Genomic DNA, 22,927 nt, shown 5'->3' on the forward strand with positions numbered 1-22,927 from the left:
TCGTCATGACAGCTATGACTCCAAGAGAGATTGTGCACGAGCTTGATCAACACATTATCGGTCAGGACAAAGCCAAAAAAGCCGTCGCGATTGCACTGCGCAACCGCTGGCGTCGTATGCAGCTTGATGAAGAGCTGCGTGCAGAAGTTACACCAAAGAATATTTTGATGATCGGCCCAACGGGTGTGGGTAAAACCGAAATTGCTCGCCGTTTAGCAAAGCTTGCTAACGCGCCATTTATCAAAGTAGAAGCGACTAAGTTCACTGAAGTAGGTTATGTTGGTAAAGAAGTTGAAACCATCATCCGTGACCTAGTTGAAGTTTCTTTTAAACTAACACGTGAACAGCAGACCAAGAAATTCAAATTCCGCGCTGAAGAAGCTGCCGAAGAGCGTATTTTAGATGCACTTTTGCCACCAGCAAAAGACGCTTGGGGTGAGTCTCAGCCAAATGAAAATTCGTCAACACGCCAGGTATTTCGTAAGAAACTACGTGAAGGTCAGTTAGACGACAAAGAAATTGAGATCGACATCGCAGAAACGGCGCCTCATGTTGAGATCATGTCACCTCCTGGTATGGAAGAAATGACCAGCCAGCTACAGAGCATGTTTCAAAACATGTCGGGTGATAAGAAGAAGAACCGTAAGCTGAAAATTAAAGAAGCACTTAAGCTATTGATTGAAGAAGAGGCTGCAAAGCTTGTTAATCCAGAAGAGCTTAAAGAACAAGCGATTGAGTCCGTTGAACAAAACGGTATCGTGTTTATTGATGAAATCGATAAAATTTGTAAACGTGGTGAATCTTCTGGCCCAGATGTTAGCCGTGAGGGTGTACAACGCGACTTACTACCACTTATCGAAGGTTCAACCGTTAATACTAAACACGGTATGGTAAAAACCGACCACATTTTATTTATCGCGTCAGGTGCGTTCCAAATGGCCAAGCCGTCGGATTTAATCCCTGAGCTACAAGGTCGTTTACCTATTCGCGTTGAACTAGAAGCACTGACTGCGGGTGATTTCAAACGTATTCTAACTGAGCCAAATGCATCTCTTACAGAGCAGCAACAGGCGTTACTTAAAACAGAAGACGTCACTATCGACTTTACCGATGACGCTATCACCAAACTTGCTGAAGCTGCCTATCAGGTCAACGAGAAAACTGAAAACATCGGTGCGCGCCGCCTTCACACAGTAATGGAAAAGCTGATGGAAGAGATTTCATTCGATGCCAGTGAAAAGGCCGGTGATACCTTGACGATTGATGCCGCCTACGTTGAACAGCATTTAGACATGCTTGTTCAGGATGAAGATTTAAGCCGCTTCATTCTGTAAATAAAAACCAAAAGCGGAGCCTTGCTCCGCTTTTTGAGTTATAGCAATTATGTATCAAGTCACCAAACTTCATTATCATACGCTCAGCAAAGTGCTCGATGTTTATTTTGAGGACAGCAGCTGTTTTACGCTAAGTGCCGAATTCTTGCGAACACACTCACCATCAGCCGAAGTACAAGGACATAGTCCAGCGCAAAAGCAACTCGTGCTAAACAAGCAGAATGTCGCTATCAAGACAATTGACCCCGTTGGACACTATGCTGCACGCTTTGTTTTTGATGATGGTCACGACTCAGGGCTCTACAGCTGGCAATATTTATATACCTTAGCTACACAGCACGATGCGCTATGGCAGGAATACGTAAACGCGGTAGAAAAGTATCAAACCCAAAAGGACAGCGTACCTATCAAGTTTGTGCCTTAACCAAACCGCCATAACAATGCATGTTGCTCATGATATTGAATAAAGTCATTCTTAAATGCGATGTATTTCTCCATATCTTGGTTACAGGCGTTAACAGCTTCTTGCTTAACCTTAGCGTATTGTGTCGCTATATCTGGAAAAGTAATTAAATAGTCACGAAAGGCAAGGTGACGTTTAACTCCATCAGAACCGGCTAAAAAAGCATGCAGATGATGAGTTCTAGACACTATGCCTTTACGAAAATAACGACGCCCAGCAATACCAAACTCTCCCATTACCTCATAACCTAAATCACTCAGTTTTTCTGACTCTATGTCTAATTTATCTAAGTCATTCACTTCCAATAGCATATCAATTATTGGTTTAGCACACAGCTGTGGAACCGATGTACTGCCTATATGGTGTAAAGCAGCTACATTTGCCTTGGATAGATGAGCGAGTATCGCCTGTTTCTCTTTATTGAACTGATGCGGCCAATCCGAATTGTAACTTACCACTGCTATGTTGGTATTCATTTAAGCGATACCTATATTGATTCTAAATAAAAGCCCCACTATAAATAAGTGGGGCTTTGACATAAAGAACCTCAGGCTGAATTGGTGCTTATACCTGATACTTAGCCACGGCTTCGTGTAATACGCGCGCTTGCTCTGCAACTTCTTCACTACTTTGTGCGTTAGAATGTGCATGCTCAGAAGCGCTCTGTGCAATATCTCTGATTTTTACTACATTCTTGTTCACTTCAGAAGCAACTTGATTTTGTTCATCAATTGCCGTCGCAATATGTGTACTCATTTCCATAATAGTTTGTACATCTTGGGTGATCATGCTGAGCAACTCCCCTGCTTTTTCGGCTTGTGACACACTTTCGTTGCCTTGCTCACGGCATTGTTCCATGATGTTCACCACTTCTCGTGTACGCTGTTGCAGCGTAGAAATGATGCTTTCGATTTCTTGTGTAGAGTCTTGGGTACGCTGCGCAAGCGACCTAACTTCATCCGCCACAACAGCAAAACCGCGACCTTGTTCACCCGCGCGCGCGGCTTCAATGGCAGCGTTTAAAGCAAGTAAGTTTGTTTGCTCTGCAATACCACGGATCACATCCAATACCGAGCCAATGGTCTCACCATCACGTTCTAACTGAGCAACAACGCTTGAAGCACCACCTAACGATTCCGATAACTGCATGATGTGCTCAATTGTTGCAGTGACCTGACGGCGACCTTGTTGCGCATTTTCATTCGTTGTCTCGGCTTTGTGCGCCGCTTCACCAGTATTATGAGAAATGTCTTGGATCGTCGCTTGCATTTCGGTTGCAGCGGTTGCGACCATATCCGCTTCGTGCAACTGCTCCGCCATACCAGTACTCGTTTGAGTCGTTGTCTCAGTTAAATGATCTGTGGCTTCATTAATGGTTGCCAATGCACCATTCACATCCGCGATTAAATCTCTAAAGTCAGCAATTAGGCTATTAAAGTCACGGGTCATAATCGTGATTTCATCATTGCCGCTTTGCTCAATTTGTAGACTTAAATTATTTTCACGGCGAATACGTTCAATAGTTTGATAAACACGCTCTACGGGTTGAATAATTGAGCGACTAGTCGATAGCACCAGTGTCATCACGATAATGCCAGCCACAACAAATACACCGATGGCGAGCATCTGAGTTTTATCAACGTTCTCTTTGATCTCTGCTTTTGCCTGATCTACAACTTCAGTGACCACAGCATCACTTTTTTCGACACTTGCTTTCATTTTACCTAACGCACCGCTCGTCAAATCCAAGCCAAGTGATTCCTGTGCTCGGACTAAACTCGCAAATTTAGATTGATAGGTGTTCAATAAGCTAAGCAGCGTAGATTGATATTGAGCATTAAACCCAGCACTGCGGATTTCCTGTGAAAACTGTGCAACTAGTTCATCAAAGCGTTTCTGGTATTTGATATCAAAACGTAGCATAAAGTCTTTTTCAGCACGGCGAAGCTGCAGCATGGTTGCAAGGAGTTGATAACTCTGCTGCTCTTTTAGTAGTGTTTCTACCTCATGAACCGCACCACGAAGCTCACCGTAAAGGGCATCTTTTGGATGCAAGCCAATCGTTTTTTGTAATTGCACCACTTTTTGAAAGTCATCGTAATAACTTTTTGCTAAGCGTTCAAATTCATTGATCCGACCTAAATCGATATCAAAATCAGAAAAAGTACCTTGCAACAAGGTGAGCTTAGTTTGTAGCTCGCGATACTCGTTTTCAAACTCATTGAGTGAATCTACCTGCTTGTAAAATAGGAAGTTTTTCTCGTGTTTGCGCATTGCTAATTCATGAATGTCGAGCTCTTCTGCATATTGAATGGTTTCATTCAATTTCAGCATAGTACGAGCTTCGTACATGATCATAATTAACATAACAACCAAGGCAATCCCTACCACTAATGCATTCACTTGCAAACGACGTCTGATAGTCAGATTTTCTAATACCGCCATCGGCTTACCTACAATGTTAATAGACTGGCTAAAGTATAGCTGAAGCCTCTCAGCCTTGCCTCATAATAGGTAATTATTCTGGGTTCATATTACAAATTAATATATTTACGCCGCTTTTACATACAAATTATTAACACCACTCCAGAGTTGACTGTGTAATAAATCAATATTATGCCACTGACGCCCAACCAGCCACTCCACCAGTGAGCTAGGGTCGGATGGAAAATAAAACGATGTTTTTGCATTTGTTTGCAGCCATTCCTCCAACGCGCCAGCATTGAGATAATTCATCACTTGGGCGTAACCGAGCTCGGCTAACGTCTGCGCATTATTCTGTTGTTCAAATTGACCATCCAATGGCTTAAGTAGCAGCTTTTTACCGAGTTTTAACGCTTCACTAGACAGCTCAAACCCAGCATTTGCAATTACGCCACTGGTATTTCTTAAGTCCTGAATAAACCCAGAGCGACTCGGTTTTCTTAGATGAATGTGTTGCAAAGAATCATTTTCAGCATTGGGGTGATAGCAGTAAAATTCCTTATCGGGAAAGTCTTTTAGCAACTCAATAATGCTATCCAATGCTTCAAACGGCAGATAGACCAAGACTTTATTAATTATCGATGCACACTGCTCTTGCTCAGCCTCATAAGGAATAAAAGGCGGAATGATATGCTTATCAAACGGTTGCCAGTGCACCCCAAGATGAATATCCGCTGGTGCAAAATACCGGATCAGGGCTTTGTGCCAAGGCTGTACGGCAAATTGTGGGACAGCATCATATAAATATGACGCTTGATGACTCATTGCTATCACCGGAACCTTTGCCAGCTTTCCTGCCCACGCACTGACAGGCTCAAAATCGTTAAAAATCAGATCATAACCTGATACATCTAATTTTTTTACGTCGCGGATAAACTCACCAAACTTGAGCGATTGGAAGGTTTTTATGCGATTTAACTGGCCACGCTCGGTAACGAATGACAACCCTCGGCAACTACGATAATCACCAAAATCATGCATATCGAAATAATTTTCCGAAGGACGTCCAGAAAAAAAATAGTCAACAGAAATTCCCATCTTGCGAAAGCAATTTGCCATTACCCGAGCTCGAGTAGTATGGCCATTTCCCGTTCCTTGAACACCATATAGTATTTTCATACGCTTCCTAATATCACTATCGCTAAACTTGCACAGGCAATACCCATTGCCGCACCAAGCACCACATCAAGTGGATAATGTACACCTACAATTACGCGTGACAATGACACCCCAGAGGCCCAAATCATCAACGGAAACGCAGCCAGCGGAATTTGTTCTATCAAGCAAGTCGCATATAGCCAAGCGCCAGCACTATGTCCCGAAGGCAGACTAAATTTGTCGCTCGGCGTCAACAAGGCTTTCACGGCGTAGCAGTCACATGGTCGTAATCGTGCAAAACGATTTTTTAGATAGAAGTAAAGCGGCCTTTCAATTACAAAGGCCAAAATCACAGTGAGTGCAAATTGCTGACCTAGCTGCTCCAAAAAAAGAGCACACGCAATTGCTACCAACACATAGAGTCCACCATTGCCACTTTTGGATAGACCTAATGCTATCAATCTAAACCAGTTTCTTGGTTTAGGGCAAAACACCACAAAGTATAATGCAGCGTCCAGCTCAGCTAGTTTTGCTTTCATCATTCGAGTCACGCCTAATTGCTCACAATATCAGCATAGAAGAGCAAAATAACAAATGGGTGACACTTTTAAGACACAAATATGTAAGTTGAATCAAAGCATTGCTAAGCACAAGTATGAGAGTATACTGGTTATCGACAATCAATATTCGAGGATTCAATATGGAATACAGCACTTCTGATCTTTGTGACCACTTTGCTGATGTGGTTGATGTGCTAGAGCCTATGTTCATCAATTTTGGCGGCCAGACGTCATTTAGTGGTCGTATCACTACCGTCAAATGTTTTGAAAACAATGAGCAAATCCAAGATGTACTACAACAAGACGGTACTGGTCGTGTGCTGCTCGTTGATGGTGGAGGTTCAACTCGTCGAGCACTGGTTGATATTGATTTAGCTGAGCTGGCGGTCGAGAACAACTGGCAAGGCATCATCGTTTACGGTGCGGTGCGCCATGTTGATGAACTAGAAGAAAGCGATATTGGTATTCAAGCTATCGCTTCTATCCCCGTTGCAGCAGATAGCAGTGGCAGTGGTGAAGTTGGCATTCCCGTTAATTTCGCTGGTGTGTCTTTTTACGAAGACGATTTTGTTTACGCCGACTCCACGGGCATTATCATCTCTGCGGAAGAGTTAATTTTAGAAGATGATAACGAAGACAATTAAGCGCTAGAAGTAACAGTCATGAGTACAGCAGTCCGTATATATGATGAAAGTGATATTACCACTTTTGTTAGTGCAAGAGCCGGTGAAACCAGAATTTGGCAAAGCATCAGCTTTTTACAATGTAATCATGACTACGCGGCTTCGCTAAGAGACGCTGCCCAGTTTGGGATCCGCTATGTCTTGTTGGGGATCCCTGAGGATATTGGTCCGCGCGCCAATTGCGGGCAAGGCGGCGCAGAGCTTGGTTGGCGAGCCTTCTTAAAGCGTTTTTTAAATCAGCCGGATAACCAGTTTTTGTCGGGCGATAAGATCTTGTTGCTAGGCGAGGTGGATACTCAAGCCATTCAAACGAGCGCACGCTCGCTTGATAACACCATTGGCGAACAGTTAGCGCAGTTACGCGCTCTCTGTGCCGACCTCGACAACCAAGTTATTGCAGCCCTAGCACCTATCTTTGCTGCAGGCTTGGAGCCAATCATCATCGGTGGTGGTCACAATAATGCTTTTGGTATTTTGCAGGCACATTTCGAGGCCAGCAAACGTGCCGCTGGTGCCATAAACTTTGACCCTCATGCTGACTTTAGAGCTTGTGAAGGTAGACATAGCGGTAATGGCTTCAGTTATGCTCATCAGGCTGGTAACTTGTCGCACTATCATGTCATCGGCTTACACGAGCACAAAAATAACCAAACCATTCTTACTCAATTGCAAAACGCAGGCTTCGGATTTTCAAGTTATCAAGCGATAAAAACCAGACAGACTCAGAGTTTATCAGCATCACTCGACAAAGCGTTGGCGACGATGCCTAGCGACATTCCGTTAGGAGTAGAGTTAGACGTTGATGCCATCGTCGGTATGCCTGCAAGTGCCCTGACCTATCAAGGCTTTACAAGTAGCGATGCCGAATATTTTGTTTACCGTATGGCTCAGGTTCGAAACGCCAAATATCTGCACTTATGTGAAGCAGCCCCTGCTAGACACCCACTTGGCGAACAGGCGGGTATCGAGCATTGCGGCCAAATACTAACGAATCTTGCTAACGCTTACTTAAGTACCCGTCAACAGGGCCACTAACACTCTCGGTGCCTGGGCCAATATTACGATTGGTAGGCCGTGGTTATTGAGGCAGTCTTTGTTTAAGCCAACTGATCAAAATATTACTATTCTGTGGCCGCGAAAAATAAAATCCTTGCGCTGCCACCGTGCCAATGCTTTTTACAAACTCTAGCTGCCCAAGAGATTCAATGCCCTCGCCAATCACGCGACAATGTTTTTCTTGATGCATCTCGACAATGCCTTTTACCAAAGATTTGGTATGCCCCATGTGTTCAGGTTCTTGCGTCATATTGCGCGACAATTTCACGTACTCAAAACGCAGTGCGGGCAACTTAGCGAGCACCAGAGGCGCATCACCAAAACTATCGACACACATTTTCACACCCAGATTTTTTAAGCGGCTGATCATCGCAATTTCTTGCTCATCTAGCTCAGCGAGCATACTGGCTGGACACTCGATAATAATAGCTCCTGGGCTTAACTGATGGTTGAGCATAGTGTAATCAATAAACTCGATAAAGCTTTCGCTCAAGAGCTCAGCACCAAACACATTAATACTGATGGGAACGCTGATCCCTTCCATTTTCAGTGCTAATGCGATTTCGCAAGCACGCTCTAACACATATTCAGCAACGGGAATAGCCAGCCCAACTAAACGAATATCATCAATAAACTCATTCGCACTTAAAATCCCTTGCTTTGGATGCTGCCAGCGCAACAATAATTCCACAAACTCAATGCTATTATCTTCATGACGAACGACAGGATGAAAGTAGAGCTCAAATTCAGATCTAAAGTTGATTTTAGCTAACTCCGACAACCTAACCTGCTGCTCGAGTCGATGGATTTGCATACGCTGCTGATAAGGCACGACCTGTTGGTGACCATGCTGATGTGCTTCTGATTGTGTATCTAGCGCTAAAAACACGCAAGAAATCAGATTCTCAAGCTGTCCCATTTCTTCATCGCAATTCACATAACTCGCACGCATCATGATCTCTAACGTACAGCTACCAACATTGAATGGCTTTAAAGTGCTGTTTGATATTTCTTCAATTAGCTGCTCATGAAAGTGCTTACCATGCTTTAACGAACACACAAACGCAAAATTAAGGCCACCTAAATGTGCCATCTTTGCAGTTTCATTGCCATGAGTGATAGCCATAACATCACCTGATTGCAAACATTGTGCGATACGATTAGCCGACTGAGCTAACAGCAAGTCACCAAACTCACGGCCTAAATGAAAATTCACCTGCTCGAAGCCCATGAGGCGAACAAGTACGAGCATACAAGGGCTACTCTCCGTTTGACGATATTCATTAAAAGCACGTTTAAAACTTTGCCGACCAGGTAAACCCAAACTTTCATGTTCGGTGTGGTCATCATCATGTTCTTTTAATTCAAACTCATTCGCATCGCTATATGCTTGATAGGCGAGAAGAAAGCTATACATAAGCACGATGACAATTGCGCCATGTTGAGCAGGCAGTGTCCAAAGGTATTCAGACACCGTCCACATTACCAGAGAGATTATCGCCGTTGCACTGATTAACAATAAACCGCTTTTATGCTCATGTAAGCCATGGAACAAGTAAAGGAGTAACGTCAAAGTAAGTAAATGTAATGTAGTGATATTGCCCGTAAAGGCGAGCAGCATTGCAAGTGTTGCACTACTAAGGTGAGCCAATTTCAGCGTACCAGAGGGGCGCTGCAGCATTAATGCTAACGCCCCCATCAAAATGGCTCCGGCCATGCCAGCCATTATTGGTGTAATAAGTATCGCGATTCCTTCAGACAGCAATAATTCTGTGGCTCCGCCACTTGCTGTTGAAATTGAAAGCATAATCTATTGCTTATAAAAGGATCATTACTGATTAAGTTTACCTAAGATCCACAAATTTGACAGGTCTGCTACACCAAATTGATAACTTAACTGTGCAGGATGGGTAATGTCCCATAAAGCTAAGTCCGCGCGCGTTCCAACTTTCAATACACCACGATCGCTTAAACCCAAGGCCTTCGCGGCATTAACCGTAACACCGCTAAGCGCTTCTTCCGGCGTCATTCTAAATAATGTGCATGCCATGTTAAGCATCAATCGCAGTGAGCACAAAGGCGCAGTACCTGGGTTGAAGTCGCTCGCGAGTGCCATTGCTACTTTGTGCTTTCTGAGCAAGTCAATTGGTGGCAATTGCGTTTCTCGTAAGAAATAAAAAGCGCCGGGTAAAAGTACCGCAGTAACATCCCCTTTCGCCATCGCTTTTACACCCGCTTCATCAAGATATTCAATATGGTCTGCTGAGAGCCCTTTAAACTTTGCCACAAGTTCGCTGCCATGTTGATTAGATAGCTGCTCAGCATGACACTTAACCTGTAATCCCAACTGTTGTGATCGAGTAAATACTTGCTCAGTTTGCTGATAGGTAAATCCCACGTTCTCACAAAATACATCAACAGCCGTTGCTAACTGACGCGAAGCAACTTGTGGCAGCATCTCTTCACAGACTAAATCAATGTAGGCTTGGCTATTGTCTTTGTATTCTGGGGGTAATGCATGCGCGCCCAAGAACGTACTATGCACATCAATCGGGTGATGCTCATTAAGTAATTGATTAATTTCCAACAGTTTTAGCTCATTTTCAACGTCAAGGCCGTAACCCGATTTACTTTCAACCGTTGTGACCCCTTCTTTGAGTAAACTATTCAAGCGATTCTTACCATTAACATACAGAGTCTCTCTGTCTGCCAATCGTGTTGCCTTAACCGTACTTGCGATACCACCACCTTGCGCGGCGATCTCTTGATATGAAGCCCCCAGTAATCGTTGCTCAAATTCGTTGGCCCGTGAACCCGCAAATAAAATATGCGTGTGGCAGTCGATTAATCCAGGGGTCAACCATTGGCCATTGGCTTTATGAATAGGTGTTGCAATAGCGTCAACCTCAGGCAGTTCACTCCGAGGGCCTAACCAATTAATTTTGCCATCTTTAATGGCAATCGCTGCATTTTCTATCGCACCATAAGGAGTATCCAAACTAGGATCCATAGTTGCAATATTGACATCGATAATAAGCAAATCCGCTTCTAACATCATACTTGTCCTATCTAAATCAAATCCATATGCCATCACATTAAAATAAGTAAACTCGCTCACTGCGAGATTTATTAATTGAGTCTATCAGGGATACTTGTATATACAAGAGAAGTGTGCCATCTTTATTTACATAAATATGAACTCGAGACAATAACTGTGCCAGAGCTTCCTAAATTTGCGCTGATAAAACAACACATTATCGATAATATTCGTGCTGCGCGCTGGCTCGAAAATGAGCGTGTGCCGTCGGAAAATGAGTTAGCTGACCAATTTAATGTTAGTCGAATGACCGCAAGACGAGCGTTAAGCGAGCTAACTGAAGCCGGAATTTTAACTCGTAGCCAAGGTCTCGGTACTTTTGTTGCTAGTTTTAAGTCTCAGTCTTCATTACTTGAGATCCGTAATATTGCCGACGAGGTTAATGCACGTAATGGCAAATACTCATGCACGGTGTTAACGCTCGAACTTATCGCTGCAGTAGCGCCAATCGCCATTGCGCTTGGTGTAGAAGCAGACGCGCCAGTCTATAGAAGCGTAATTGTACATAATGAAAATGAACAACCATTGCAAGTAGAAGAGCGCTTTGTCAATCCACAGTTGGCACCGGAGTATTTAGACCAAAACTTTGAACTGACTACCCCACATGAATATTTGTCCCAAGTCGCACCACTTACAGAGGCCAGACACACTGTTGAAGCAGTTATGCCATCACAAGAGGTGTGTCAGTGGCTTGGGCTTTATAATGAAGAACCATGTTTACAAATGATCCGCCGTACTTGGTCAGCAAAAGGCATTGTCAGTTTCGCAAGATTAATTTCGCCAGGCAGTAAATATCGCTTAGGTGGCCATCTCACCTTTAAGCAAAGGTCGTAACACATTAAGTGTCGCCAAACATCGCGGCAGGTAAATCAAAACGACATGACAGCCTCGGTTGCCATGTCATAAAAATAAGCTAGCAACCTAACGAAGTTAAGCAATCGCAACAACTAGACGTTTCACTTAGGTTGTATATACAATAGGAGAGAGCAGAATGAGTGATAACCCAAGATTAGACCCAAACCGCGAGATCCGCGCGCCACGAGGTACAGACATTACCGCAAAGAACTGGCTTACTGAAGCCGCAAAGCGAATGTTGATGAATAACCTTGACCCTGAAGTTGCTGAACATCCGAATGCACTAGTGGTTTATGGTGGCATTGGCCGTGCCGCTCGCGACTGGGCATGCTTCGATAAAATCGTCGAAACGTTAGACCGCTTAGAAGAAGACGAAACCTTACTGGTGCAATCAGGTAAACCTGTTGGCGTATTCAAAACTCATAGCAACGCTCCTCGCGTCTTAATTGCTAACTCAAATTTAGTACCACATTGGGCTAACTGGGATCACTTCAACGAACTCGATAAAAAAGGCCTGATGATGTACGGCCAGATGACTGCTGGCTCTTGGATCTATATTGGCTCACAGGGCATAGTGCAAGGCACATACGAGACCTTTGTAGCAATGGCAAAGCAACACTTTAATGGTGAGGCAAAAGGCAAGTGGATCTTAACCGGTGGCCTTGGCGGCATGGGTGGCGCGCAACCACTCGCAGCAACTATGGCAGGCTTTAGCGCCCTCGTTGTTGAGTGTGATGAGTCACGAATCGATTTTCGTCTTAACACACGCTATGTTGACCGAAAGGCAACCACACTTGATGATGCGTTAGCTATCATTGATGAAGCGAAGGCTGCTGGGCAACCGGTATCAGTTGGCCTGCTGGGCAATGCAGCGGATGTGTATGCTGAATTGGTTGAGCGCAATATCACTCCCGACGTAGTGACCGATCAAACTTCTGCGCACGATCCATTAAACGGCTACTTACCGCAAACGTGGACTATGGCTAAGGCGGCAGCACTTCGCGAAAGCGATCCACAAGCGGTTGTTAAAGCAGCGAAGCAATCTATGGCAGTACAAGTACAAGCCATGCTAACGCTTCAATCGCGCGGTGCTGCAACAACTGACTATGGTAATAACATTCGCCAAATGGCCTTAGAAGAAGGGATTGATAACGCCTTTGATTTCCCAGGCTTTGTTCCTGCCTATATTCGTCCACTGTTTTGCCAAGGCATAGGTCCATTCCGTTGGGTTGCGCTGTCTGGCGATCCTGAAGATATTTATAAAACAGACGCGAAAGTTAAAGAGCTTATCCCAGACGACCCACACCTTCACAATTGGTTAGATATGGCGCGCGAGCGCATTCAATTCCAAGGCCTGCCTGCTCGTATTTGCTGGGTTGGACTGAAGGACAGAGCGCGTTTAGCACGAGCATTCAACGAAATGGTCAAAAATGGAGAACTCAAAGCACCGATTGTGATTGGTCGTGATCACTTAGATTCAGGCTCTGTAGCCAGTCCAAACCGTGAAACGGAATCGATGATGGATGGTTCTGATGCGGTATCGGACTGGCCGTTACTCAATGCCTTGTTAAACACGGCTGGCGGTGCAACTTGGGTCTCGCTGCATCACGGCGGTGGCGTTGGTATGGGCTTCAGCCAACATTCGGGAGTCGTTATCGTGGCAGATGGCACAGATGAAGCTGACGCCCGCCTATCTCGCGTACTGTGGAATGACCCAGGTACCGGTGTAATGCGTCATGCCGATGCCGGCTATGACATAGCCAAAGATTGTGCAAAAGAACAAAAACTAGATTTACCTATGCTGGAAGGAGAGTAAGTATGTACTCACTAAGTTTAATCCCAGGCCAATTGACTTTAAACACGTTACGAAAAATCAATCAACAGCCTGTTCATCTCAGCTTAGACGAATCAGCGAAAGCCGCTATTGCTAACAGTGCAAACACAGTTCAGCAAGTGATCAAAGAAGGGCGCACCGTTTACGGCATTAATACGGGTTTTGGCTTGCTGGCCAACACCAAAATTGCAAAAGACGAATTAGAGTTGCTACAACGCTCTATTGTACTGTCGCACGCAGCCGGTATTGGCGAGTTAATGGACGATAGTACCGTTCGACTCATGATGGTGCTAAAAATCAACTCACTCTCTCGTGGCTTCTCTGGGATCCGCTTGGATGTAATTGAATTCTTAGCGGCCTTGGTTAATGCCGAAGTCTATCCTTGTGTGCCCAAGAAAGGCTCGGTCGGGGCATCAGGCGATCTCGCACCACTATCGCATATGTGTTTGCCGATCCTTGGCGAAGGCCAGGTTCGCTATCGTGGTGAGCTTATCAATGCCATCGATGGATTAAAAATAGCAGGACTTGAACCACTTACTTTAGCTGCAAAAGAAGGTCTCGCACTACTTAACGGTACACAAGCATCTACAGCCTTTGCACTGCAAGGCCTATTCAGAGCTGAAGATCTTTATGCGCAAAGCTGTGTCGTTGGTTCAATGAGCATTGAAGCGGCCATGGGCAGCCGCTCGCCATTTGATGCTCGTATTCACGAAGTCCGTGGTCAGCAAGGCCAAATCGACACCGCAATGGCGTTTAGAGATATCTTACAAACTCGCTCAGAAATAAGTGATGCTCATGTTGATTGTGAAAAAGTACAAGACCCTTATTGCTTACGTTGTCAACCACAAGTGCTTGGTGCGTGTTTAACTCAGATCCGCCAGGCCGCTGAGGTGATCCTCGTAGAATCCAATGGGGTCACAGATAACCCGCTGGTATTTGCTGATGCTGGCGATATTATTTCTGGCGGCAACTTCCATGCAGAACCTATCGCGATGGCGGCTGATAACCTAGCGCTTGCCATTGCTGAAATTGGTGCATTGGCTGAACGTCGTATCGCGCTGCTTATTGATTCGAGCTTATCAAAACTGCCTCCCTTCTTAGTTAACAATGGCGGTGTAAACTCGGGCTTTATGATTGCGCAAGTCACCGCTGCAGCACTGGCCTCTGAAAACAAAACACTCGCACATCCAGGCAGTGTTGACAGCCTCCCAACCTCGGCAAACCAAGAAGACCATGTTTCCATGGCAACCTTTGCGGCAAGACGCTTACAGGAAATGGCTGACAACACCCAAGGTGTACTCGCAGTTGAATATCTTGCTGCAGCGCAGGGGTTAGATTTTAGAGCGCCACTTAAGCCATCTGACAAAGTGGCTGCAGCTCAGCAAATATTACGAGCAGTCGTGAGCTTTTATGACAAAGATAGGTATTTTGCACCTGATATTGAAAGTGCCAATGCATTATTGGGTCAAGCTGCACTGGCGCACCTGCTACCAGCACAACTCTTACCTTCAGCCTAACTCAGATTAATTAACAATCGGATGATGGTAGGCAAAGCCGAGTTCAGTAATACGCTCGGCTTTGATAATACGCGCTTCTTCTTTTGACGAAGCGAAACTTGGCATCTCAGTCCCTAACTTTTCACAGTGATATTGATAAAACGCCTGTCTCGTGGGTGCACTGGATAGCAAACATTATAAATGTCTGCAGCATCCTGCCACTGCGCGATCACGGTATTTATTGCAGTAACAACATCACCGCGATGAACCATATTCACTAGACCATTCGCTGAGCTAGACAAAGCCTTTCCTGCTACAAATCGTCCAGGCTCCCTATCGGGACCTTGAAGACCCGCTAAACGCACAACCTTACCGCCTGCATTAAGCACCATCTCTTCAGCGGTTCTTAGTATATCAACACGCCTGTTGGCTTTATCCGCTAGCTTACCTTGTTCATCATATTCACCATTTTCGGTGCTATAAACGCCAGTGCTAGAACACAATAAGAAGCCTGCTGCTGACATCTTCTTTGCAAGTAACAACGCCTGTTCTAACGTTTCTAAATAGTTACTATCGACATGCCTAGCTCTTGGTGGAATCGCACACACCCAATACGCGTTGTGTAAAGAAATTGAGTGCTTTAAGGTGCCGCTTTCAGTTAAGACCAGCTGCCTTGACCAGCTATGCACCTCGTTAGCTTGAGTTCTGGTGCCTTCAATTTGCCACCCTTGCAACTCGGCTTCGCGACACAACGCTTCACCGAGCCAACCCGCGCCGAGTACGACCAGACTGCGATTTAATACTTTCATATGAATACTGCCTTAACCATGAAGTTACCTTGTATTATCTATGTAAAAGAAGTTAACGCAAACGGTGGCGTTCTCCTGTTATCTATGGTTTGATTACCGTTTGCATAAGCTAAAAATAAGAAGTGTCATGCTTGAGAATTTATCCCTTAGAAAGAAAATATTGCTGCTAATTGGCGGCACCATTTCCGTATTATTAATTATTGCATCAAGCTTTTTCGTCAGCCATATTGCAACGCTCTCTCGAGATGGTATTGAACGAGAAACGCAAAGCTATATTCAAGCCGAAAAATTGGCGATGGAAGCGTTCTTTGGCCAATACGGCAAAGTAGTTGAAACTTTTGTTTCTACGCCTCACAACATTCATTGGTTTGAAAATTATAATACCCGTGGCGCCGATCTGACTAAAGATAGAGACTATCAAGAGGTCAATGAAGACTTAGTTAGAATCGCCAAAGGTGATGAAAATATTCTCTCAGCCTTTATTGCCTCAGCAAACACCGGTGAATATTTTAAAGAAAATGATCGTACATCAGCATATTCAGATGGTCGACCTTACTACGCCTATCAGCGCCCATGGTGGCAGGATACGCTTGATGTAGGTAAATTGTATGTTGGTCCAATTGCAACCGATATCAATACCGGTGCGGTGTCTGCTGTGATCCGTCAACCTATCTACAATAACGGCGGCAAACTCGTCGCCATGGGTGGCGTCGACTTACAAATCAATAAATTGAACGATATGGTTGAACGTATCAAGTTTCAAGATAAAGGTTTTGGCTTTTTGCTCGATGGTGATTTAAATGTTGTGCATTTATCCAAGCGTACTGGTCATTCACTCTCTACCACAGATGAAGGCGAGAAAGGCAAAGAAGGTTTAGATGGCCTTGAATCTCAGTTTGCCAATACATCAGGCTTTGACGCTCTAAATGCCGCTATCAAGCGTAATCCCGCAGGCAACAGTACGGTCACGTTCAAAGGGGAAGCGTATTATGTTGTTTATGACAATGTGAAATTAGACAACCCCCTATTGGATTGGCACGTTGGCCTACTCATTCCGGTGTCGCTGATCGAAGCGCCAGTAAATGACGCCGTCATGAGCACAATCACAGTCTTGATTATTATCTTAGCCATTATCGTGGCAATGATCTTGCTCGCCACGCAAATGATTACCAAACCGATTGTAGCACTTACCGAAACCATGCGAGACATCGCATCGGGTGAAGGCGACCTGACTAGACGTATCGATATCACCAGTAAAGATGAAGTCGGTCAACTCGCGCTTCATATGAATACCTTCATCGATAAACTTAGAGCAATGATGCTCGATACCGCAGCGCAAGCGGAGCAATTAAGTAATGCTTCCGCCCAATTACGTGAAGTATCAAACAATACTAACAGTGAGATTCAGCGCGAAAAAGAACAGGTAGATAGCGTAAGCGCGGCAGTAACCGAGATGGCTGCCACTGTGACTGAAATCTCACGTAATGCACAAGAGACCAACCAAGCCGCTGATGTCGTGCAACGTATTACGAATGAAGGTGCAGGACGCTCATCGCAAGCCCAAGAAGTCATGACTGAACTTGCACTTCATATTGGTGAGGCCGCAAAAGTGGTTGCCGGACTTGAACAAGAAACCAGTAACATAGGCGCCGTTATCGACGTGATTAACGGTATTGCTGAACAAACGAACTTACTAGCACTAAATGCTGCCATAGAAGCCGCCAGAGCGGGCGAGCAAGGCCGAGGCTTTGCGGTGGTTGCTGATGAAGTAAGATCGCTTGCAAGCCGTACACAAGAGTCTACCGATGACATTCGCAATATGATCTCTCGTTTACAGCAAATTGCACAGCAAGCTTCAGTGATGATGCAACAAGGTCAAGACCGCGCAGAGGGGACCGTAGAGGAAACGCAAGCCGTGCTTGATGCCTTGAAAGAAATCACAGAATCGGTCACGACAGTACAAGACCAGAGTCATCAAATTGCCACATCAACAGAGCAGCAAACCGTTGTTGCAGAAGATATTAACAATAGCCTTAACCAAATAAATGAGCTCGTTAATAGCACGGCCAACCACGCCAATGTACTGGCAGATGAAGCCCGTGACTTGAACGACTTAGCCAAGGCGCTTAACTCAACAGTAAACCAATTTAAGCTTTAATCAAACACCAAAACACGTCGCAATCGCGGCGTGTTTTGATCTGAGGCAAACCTAACCCAAGCGGTAAAAAGTACACTGACACTCTTAATAAAACTCGAGAGTGCGTATCGTGATTAATTTACCTATTTGGAATGATTCCCTTATCAACAAGTACAATATATCTGGTCCTAGATATACTTCATATCCAACGGCCTTATCGCTTGAGTCTGGCTACAGTCAAAAAGAGTTACAAGCGGCTATTACTGGTTCAAAATCTCGTTCACTCTCACTGTATATTCATATCCCTTTTTGTCATCAACTGTGCTACTACTGTGGCTGTAATAAAATCATTACTCGTCATCAATCCAAAGCTGACGTTTACCTAGATTACTTAGCACAAGAAATCGCAGCAAAAGCGCCGCTATTTTCTGAGTATCGTGTAGAGCAACTTCATTTAGGCGGTGGTACACCAACTTTCTTAACTGCAGAACAAATGACACGCCTAATCGAAATGCTGAATAGTGCATTTAACTTCTCTCAAAGTGCACAGCGTGGTATTGAAATAGACCCAAGATCACTTGCACCAAATATGATGCGCCATCTACACGAGCTCGGATTTAATCGTGTGTCTTTTGGCGTACAAGACTTTAATGATGAAGTGCAAGCCGCGGTAAACCGCCCGCAGCATCTAGACGAAGTGCTGGCTATCTTAACTGAAGCGAGAACGCTCGGTTTTAAATCTATTAATATGGATATGATCTATGGGCTACCATTTCAAACAGTAGAGAGCTACAAGCAAACGATTGAGCAACTTATCGCGCTTTCTCCCGATAGAGTCTCTGTATTTAACTATGCCCATCTTCCGGATAGATTTGCAGCACAGCGAAAACTAAAAGAAGCCGACATGCCAAGTGCGGGAGAAAAACTTGAGATCTTTAAGCAAACACTGGAACAGATGACCACCGCTGGGTATCAATTCATCGGTATGGATCACTTCGCCAAAAAAGACGATGAACTAGCTATAGCGCAAAATGAAGGGCATTTACACCGTAACTTTCAAGGCTATACCACACATGGCGAGTGCGACCTATTAGGTCTTGGTGTGTCATCCATTTCCCAAATTGGTCACATGATTTTGCAAAATGAAAAAGAGTTAAAACTTTATTATCAGGCTTTAAGTGATAAAAGGTGTGCGATCACTAAAGGGGTAACCTTAAGTGGTGACGATGAAATACGCGCGGCTGTGATCAAACAGCTTATTTGTCATTTCGAGTTAGATAAAAAGATGTTCGAGCAACGTTATGATATAAATTTTGACGAATATTTCGCTCAAGCCCTTAACGCTCTCGAGCCTCTAGCCCGCGATGGCTTAGTAGAACTAAGTGAGCAATCTATCCGAGTCACAAGTAACGGTAATTTGTTTATTCGCATCATCTGCATGTGTTTTGATGCTTACTTACAAAACCAAGTCAAAAACACCCGCTTCTCTCGCGTTATTTAACCACCTTCTTCTCAAACCTCCCACAATACTGTGTTTATGGTGGGAGTGAGTTTACCTCACGATGTGTTGATTGGCTTGCGAGGTTTTCTATACCCCCAAATCTCTATACTCCCAACAGCAAAAAACCCGTCGCATTGCTGCTACGGGTTTTGATGTACATGGGTGTTCCACATTATTTTTGAGCCGAAATTTTCATTGCAAGCCATCGGCGGATAAACCGCCTCCCACGATACATGTTTATACTGTGGTGGGAGCGAGTTTATCTCGCGAGGTTTTTAAATTACACATAGCAAAAAACCCGCCGCATTGCTGCAACGGGTTTTGATGTACATGGGTGTTCCACATTATTTTTGGGCCGAAACTTTCATTGCAAGCCATCGGCGGATAAACCGCCTCCCACGATACATGTTTATACTGTGGTGGGAGCGAGTTTACCTCGCGATGTATTGATTGCCTTGCGTGGCTTTTTAAATCGCACATAGCAAAAAACCCGTCGCATTGCTGCAACGGGTTTTGATGTACATGGATGTTCGAATGTCGATGAAGTTCATGGATGAACGCTTTTCATCAACCTCTTATTTGGCCCTAGTTCGCTACGAAGTAGGATGTTCTCATTTTTTCAATAGAGAGTCATATGGATGATCCACACTATCATTGACTGGGGCCGACCCTTCGGCTGTTTTGTTTCACTTCTGATACCAATTAGCTTAATTAAGTGATCTATTTTGAGGCGAGAAAATCTTGTCGATAACTAGGCGAAAATTTTGCTATTTAGTTGTTCTAAATGAGAAATTCTTAACGCAGTTAGCGTCGGATTTGCTCCTTCAAATTGAGCAAGTATTAAGACTAATTGGTATTATCAAGCTACTTCCCTATTCTCCTGAGCTGAACCCAATAGAGCAAGTATGGAGTTGGCTGCGTCAGCATCATTTAGCAAATCGTTGTTTCAAAGGTTATGAAGATATTGTTGAGAGTTGTAGTGAGGCTTGGAATGACTTTGTATCATGCACAAAACGAGTGGTTAAAATGTGTCAACGTGACTGGATAGAGGTGGGAAAAAGTTAAGATGGATTGGTATTATACCGTACTCTCCCGTTAAGGGAGAGGAGTCCATACATCTCCTACCATGTTGCACTGTGCTGATACTGTGGTAGGAGCGAGTTTACCTCGCGATGTGTTGATTGGCTTGCGAGGTTTTTTTAATCGCACATAGCAAAAAACCCGTCGCATTGCTGCAGCGGGTTTCTCTAATTGGCCCTGACGATGTTCTACTTTCACATGGGTAATCCACACTATCATTGACCGGGGCCGACCCTTCGGCTGTTTTGTTTCACTTCTGAGTTCGGGTGACGAGAAACCGAAGCACCGCTTCGCAGTTCGAGGAAGTGAGCGCAAGGACGCGCGAAGGGGAGATGCTACATGGAAGTACTTTACTCCAAACGAAAAAAACCCGTCGCATCTCTGCAACGGGTTTCTCTTATTTGGCCCTGGCGATGTTCTACTTTCACATGGGTAATCCACACTATCATCGACGCTGTTTTGTTTCACTTCTGAGTTCGGCATGGGGTCAGGTGGTTCCAAAACGCTATAGTCACCAGGAAAACTGGGGGCAAATGTCTAATGACATCGTGCCTCGCACGAGCATTCCATTTGCGCAAGGTGAACCGATTTCGCGATACCGCTGAGGTTGGTCACCTTGTTTAATTCTTAAATCTGGAAAAAGCTTATTAAATTCTTTTGTCTACTTTAGTCTATTAACTTCTGTCGCTTATAAACCACTTTGGCGTTGTATGGTTAAGCCTCACGGGTAATTAGTACGAGTTAGCTTAATGCCTCACAGCACTTCCACATCTCGCCTATCAACGTTGTAGTCTTCAACGGCCCTTCAGTTGACTCTAAGTCAAAGTGAGAACTCATCTCGAGGCTCGCTTCCCGCTTAGATGCTTTCAGCGGTTATCGATTCCGAACGTAGCTACCGGGCAATGCAATTGGCATCACAACCCGAACACCAGCGGTTCGTCCACTCCGGTCCTCTCGTACTAGGAGCAGCCCCTCTCAATTCTCAAACGCCCACGGCAGATAGGGACCGAACTGTCTCACGACGTTCTAAACCCAGCTCGCGTACCACTTTAAATGGCGAACAGCCATACCCTTGGGACCGACTTCAGCCCCAGGATGTGATGAGCCGACATCGAGGTGCCAAACACCGCCGTCGATATGAACTCTTGGGCGGTATCAGCCTGTTATCCCCGGAGTACCTTTTATCCGTTGAGCGATGGCCCTTCCATTCAGAACCACCGGATCACTATGACCTACTTTCGTACCTGCTCGACGTGTCTGTCTCGCAGTTAAGCTTGCTTCTACCATTACACTAACCGTACGATGTCCGACCGTACTTAGCAAACCTTCGTGCTCCTCCGTTACTCTTTGGGAGGAGACCGCCCCAGTCAAACTACCCACCAGGCACTGTCCTCAACCCCGATTCAGGGGCCTAAGTTAGAACATCAACACTACAAGGGTGGTATTTCAAGGTCGGCTCCACACAAACTAGCGTCTGCGCTTCAAAGCCTCCCACCTATCCTACACATGTAGGGTCAATGTTCAGTGCCAAGCTGTAGTAAAGGTTCACGGGGTCTTTCCGTCTAGCCGCGGGTACACAGCATCTTCACTGCGATTTCAATTTCACTGAGTCTCGGGTGGAGACAGCGTGGCCATGGTTACACCATTCGTGCAGGTCGGAACTTACCCGACAAGGAATTTCGCTACCTTAGGACCGTTATAGTTACGGCCGCCGTTTACCGGGGCTTCGATCAAGAGCTTCGCCTAAGCTAACCCCATCAATTAACCTTCCGGCACCGGGCAGGTGTCACACCGTATACGTCATCTTACGATTTTGCACAGTGCTGTGTTTTTAATAAACAGTCCCAGCCACCTGGTCACTGCGGCTCTCGTTTGCTTACAGAGCAAGTCTTTCACAAACAAGAGCGTACCTTCTCCCGAAGTTACGGTACAATTTTGCCTAGTTCCTTCACCCGAGTTCTCTCAAGCGCCTTAGTATTCTCTACCTGACCACCTGTGTCGGTTTAGGGTACGATTCAGTATGAACTGAAGCTTAGAGGCTTTTCCTGGAAGTAGGGCATCAACAACTTCACCACCTTAGTGGCTCGTCTCGACTCTCAGCCTTAGCAACCCGGATTTTCCTAAGTCACCAGCCTACAGCCTTTCACATGGACAACCAACGCCATGCTTGCCTAGCCTGCTCCGTCCCCCCATCGCATTCATACCGAGTACGGGAATATTAACCCGTTTCCCATCGACTACGCTCTTCAGCCTCGCCTTAGGGGTCGACTCACCCTACCCTGATTAACATGGGATAGGAACCCTTGGTCTTCCGGCGGAGGAGTTTTTCACTCCTCTTGTCGTTACTCATGTCAGCATTCGCACTTCTGATATGTCCAGCATGCCTCCCGGCACACCTTCAGCCACTTACAGAACGCTCCCCTACCCCGCAGACAAAGTC

At 45.1% G+C, this 22,927-nt stretch carries 15 protein-coding genes, 2 rRNA genes and 2 pseudogenes (1 of these 19 running past the window's edge); 10 read left to right on the forward strand and 9 right to left on the reverse strand.

What is annotated here, in order from left to right:
* Window positions 1-5: 5 nt before the first annotated feature.
* Window positions 6-1,334: an HslU--HslV peptidase ATPase subunit gene (gene hslU, locus B1L02_RS15630; RefSeq protein ID WP_010607051.1), complete on the forward strand. Its 1,329-nt coding sequence runs from the start codon at window positions 6-8 to the stop codon at window positions 1,332-1,334.
* 49 nt (window positions 1,335-1,383) lie between these two features.
* Window positions 1,384-1,758 carry a gamma-butyrobetaine hydroxylase-like domain-containing protein gene (locus tag B1L02_RS15635; protein WP_088531769.1) on the forward strand — a complete coding sequence of 125 codons (375 nt, stop codon included), beginning with the start codon at window positions 1,384-1,386 and terminating at the stop codon, window positions 1,756-1,758.
* Here B1L02_RS15635 and B1L02_RS15640 read toward each other — a convergent pair.
* The 4 genes from B1L02_RS15640 to B1L02_RS15655 all read right to left on the reverse strand — a co-directional run bounded on the left by B1L02_RS15640 (window position 1,755) and on the right by B1L02_RS15655 (window position 5,921).
* Window positions 1,755-2,273, reverse strand: coding sequence for a GrpB family protein (locus tag B1L02_RS15640; RefSeq protein WP_088531770.1), 519 nt, complete (start codon window positions 2,271-2,273; stop codon window positions 1,755-1,757). The genes B1L02_RS15635 and B1L02_RS15640 overlap by 4 nt on opposite strands.
* A gap of 88 nt (window positions 2,274-2,361) precedes the next feature.
* Complete coding sequence (locus tag B1L02_RS15645) at window positions 2,362-4,242, reverse strand: methyl-accepting chemotaxis protein (protein ID WP_088531771.1); 1,881 nt, start codon at window positions 4,240-4,242, stop codon at window positions 2,362-2,364.
* Between the two features lie 105 nt (window positions 4,243-4,347).
* Complete coding sequence (locus B1L02_RS15650; RefSeq protein WP_088531772.1) at window positions 4,348-5,400, reverse strand: MJ1255/VC2487 family glycosyltransferase; 1,053 nt, start codon at window positions 5,398-5,400, stop codon at window positions 4,348-4,350.
* Entirely contained in the window at window positions 5,397-5,921 is a 525-nt protein-coding gene (locus B1L02_RS15655; protein ID WP_088531773.1) for a phosphatase PAP2 family protein, read from the reverse strand. The genes B1L02_RS15650 and B1L02_RS15655 overlap by 4 nt, the downstream gene beginning before the upstream one ends.
* A 158-nt stretch (window positions 5,922-6,079) precedes the next feature.
* Here B1L02_RS15655 and rraA point away from each other — a divergent pair, with 158 nt between their 5' ends.
* Window positions 6,080-6,583, forward strand: coding sequence for a ribonuclease E activity regulator RraA (gene rraA, locus B1L02_RS15660; RefSeq protein ID WP_010607046.1), 504 nt, complete (start codon window positions 6,080-6,082; stop codon window positions 6,581-6,583).
* A gap of 18 nt (window positions 6,584-6,601) precedes the next feature.
* Window positions 6,602-7,657 (forward strand): formimidoylglutamase, encoded by a 1,056-nt coding sequence (locus B1L02_RS15665; RefSeq protein WP_088531774.1) that lies wholly within the window; start codon window positions 6,602-6,604, stop codon window positions 7,655-7,657.
* Window positions 7,658-7,700: 43 nt separating this feature from the next.
* Here B1L02_RS15665 and B1L02_RS15670 read toward each other — a convergent pair whose 3' ends face one another.
* Window positions 7,701-9,485 carry an EAL domain-containing protein gene (locus tag B1L02_RS15670; RefSeq protein WP_088531775.1) on the reverse strand — a complete coding sequence of 595 codons (1,785 nt, stop codon included), beginning with the start codon at window positions 9,483-9,485 and terminating at the stop codon, window positions 7,701-7,703.
* 24 nt (window positions 9,486-9,509) lie between these two features.
* Window positions 9,510-10,733: an imidazolonepropionase gene (gene hutI / locus B1L02_RS15675; protein ID WP_088531776.1), complete on the reverse strand. Its 1,224-nt coding sequence runs from the start codon at window positions 10,731-10,733 to the stop codon at window positions 9,510-9,512.
* Window positions 10,734-10,847: 114 nt separating this feature from the next.
* Here hutI and hutC point away from each other — a divergent pair, with 114 nt between their 5' ends.
* The 3 genes from hutC to hutH all read left to right on the forward strand — a co-directional run bounded on the left by hutC (window position 10,848) and on the right by hutH (window position 14,981).
* Window positions 10,848-11,609, forward strand: a complete 762-nt coding sequence (hutC, locus tag B1L02_RS15680; RefSeq protein ID WP_088531777.1) for a histidine utilization repressor — start codon at window positions 10,848-10,850, stop codon at window positions 11,607-11,609.
* Window positions 11,610-11,766: 157 nt separating this feature from the next.
* Window positions 11,767-13,446: a urocanate hydratase gene (gene hutU / locus B1L02_RS15685; RefSeq protein ID WP_088531778.1), complete on the forward strand. Its 1,680-nt coding sequence runs from the start codon at window positions 11,767-11,769 to the stop codon at window positions 13,444-13,446.
* A gap of 2 nt (window positions 13,447-13,448) precedes the next feature.
* Window positions 13,449-14,981, forward strand: a complete 1,533-nt coding sequence (gene hutH, locus B1L02_RS15690; RefSeq protein ID WP_088531779.1) for a histidine ammonia-lyase — start codon at window positions 13,449-13,451, stop codon at window positions 14,979-14,981.
* Window positions 14,982-14,987: 6 nt separating this feature from the next.
* Here hutH and B1L02_RS15695 read toward each other — a convergent pair.
* A pseudogene (locus B1L02_RS15695) lies at window positions 14,988-15,769 on the reverse strand (NADP-binding protein).
* Window positions 15,770-15,896: 127 nt separating this feature from the next.
* On the opposite strand from B1L02_RS15695, the gene B1L02_RS15700 reads away from it, so the two are divergent.
* The 3 genes and pseudogenes from B1L02_RS15700 to B1L02_RS24140 form a co-directional block, all read left to right on the forward strand.
* The gene (locus B1L02_RS15700; RefSeq protein WP_088531780.1) at window positions 15,897-17,927 is read left to right on the forward strand and encodes a methyl-accepting chemotaxis protein; all 2,031 of its coding nucleotides are present in this window, start codon (window positions 15,897-15,899) and stop codon (window positions 17,925-17,927) included.
* Window positions 17,928-18,036: 109 nt separating this feature from the next.
* Window positions 18,037-19,407, forward strand: coding sequence for an oxygen-independent coproporphyrinogen III oxidase (hemN, locus tag B1L02_RS15705; protein WP_088532294.1), 1,371 nt, complete (start codon window positions 18,037-18,039; stop codon window positions 19,405-19,407).
* An 849-nt stretch (window positions 19,408-20,256) separates the two neighbouring features.
* A pseudogene (locus B1L02_RS24140) lies at window positions 20,257-20,472 on the forward strand (transposase); the annotation flags it as partial.
* Between the two features lie 420 nt (window positions 20,473-20,892).
* On the opposite strand, the gene rrf reads toward B1L02_RS24140, so the two are convergent.
* Window positions 20,893-21,006: ribosomal RNA gene (rrf, locus tag B1L02_RS15715) — 5S ribosomal RNA — on the reverse strand.
* Window positions 21,007-21,197: 191 nt separating this feature from the next.
* Window positions 21,198-22,927: ribosomal RNA gene (locus B1L02_RS15720) — 23S ribosomal RNA — on the reverse strand; it runs 1,155 nt beyond the window's last position.

The organism is Pseudoalteromonas piscicida (assembly GCF_002208135.1).
Lineage (GTDB): Bacteria > Pseudomonadota > Gammaproteobacteria > Enterobacterales > Alteromonadaceae > Pseudoalteromonas > Pseudoalteromonas piscicida_A.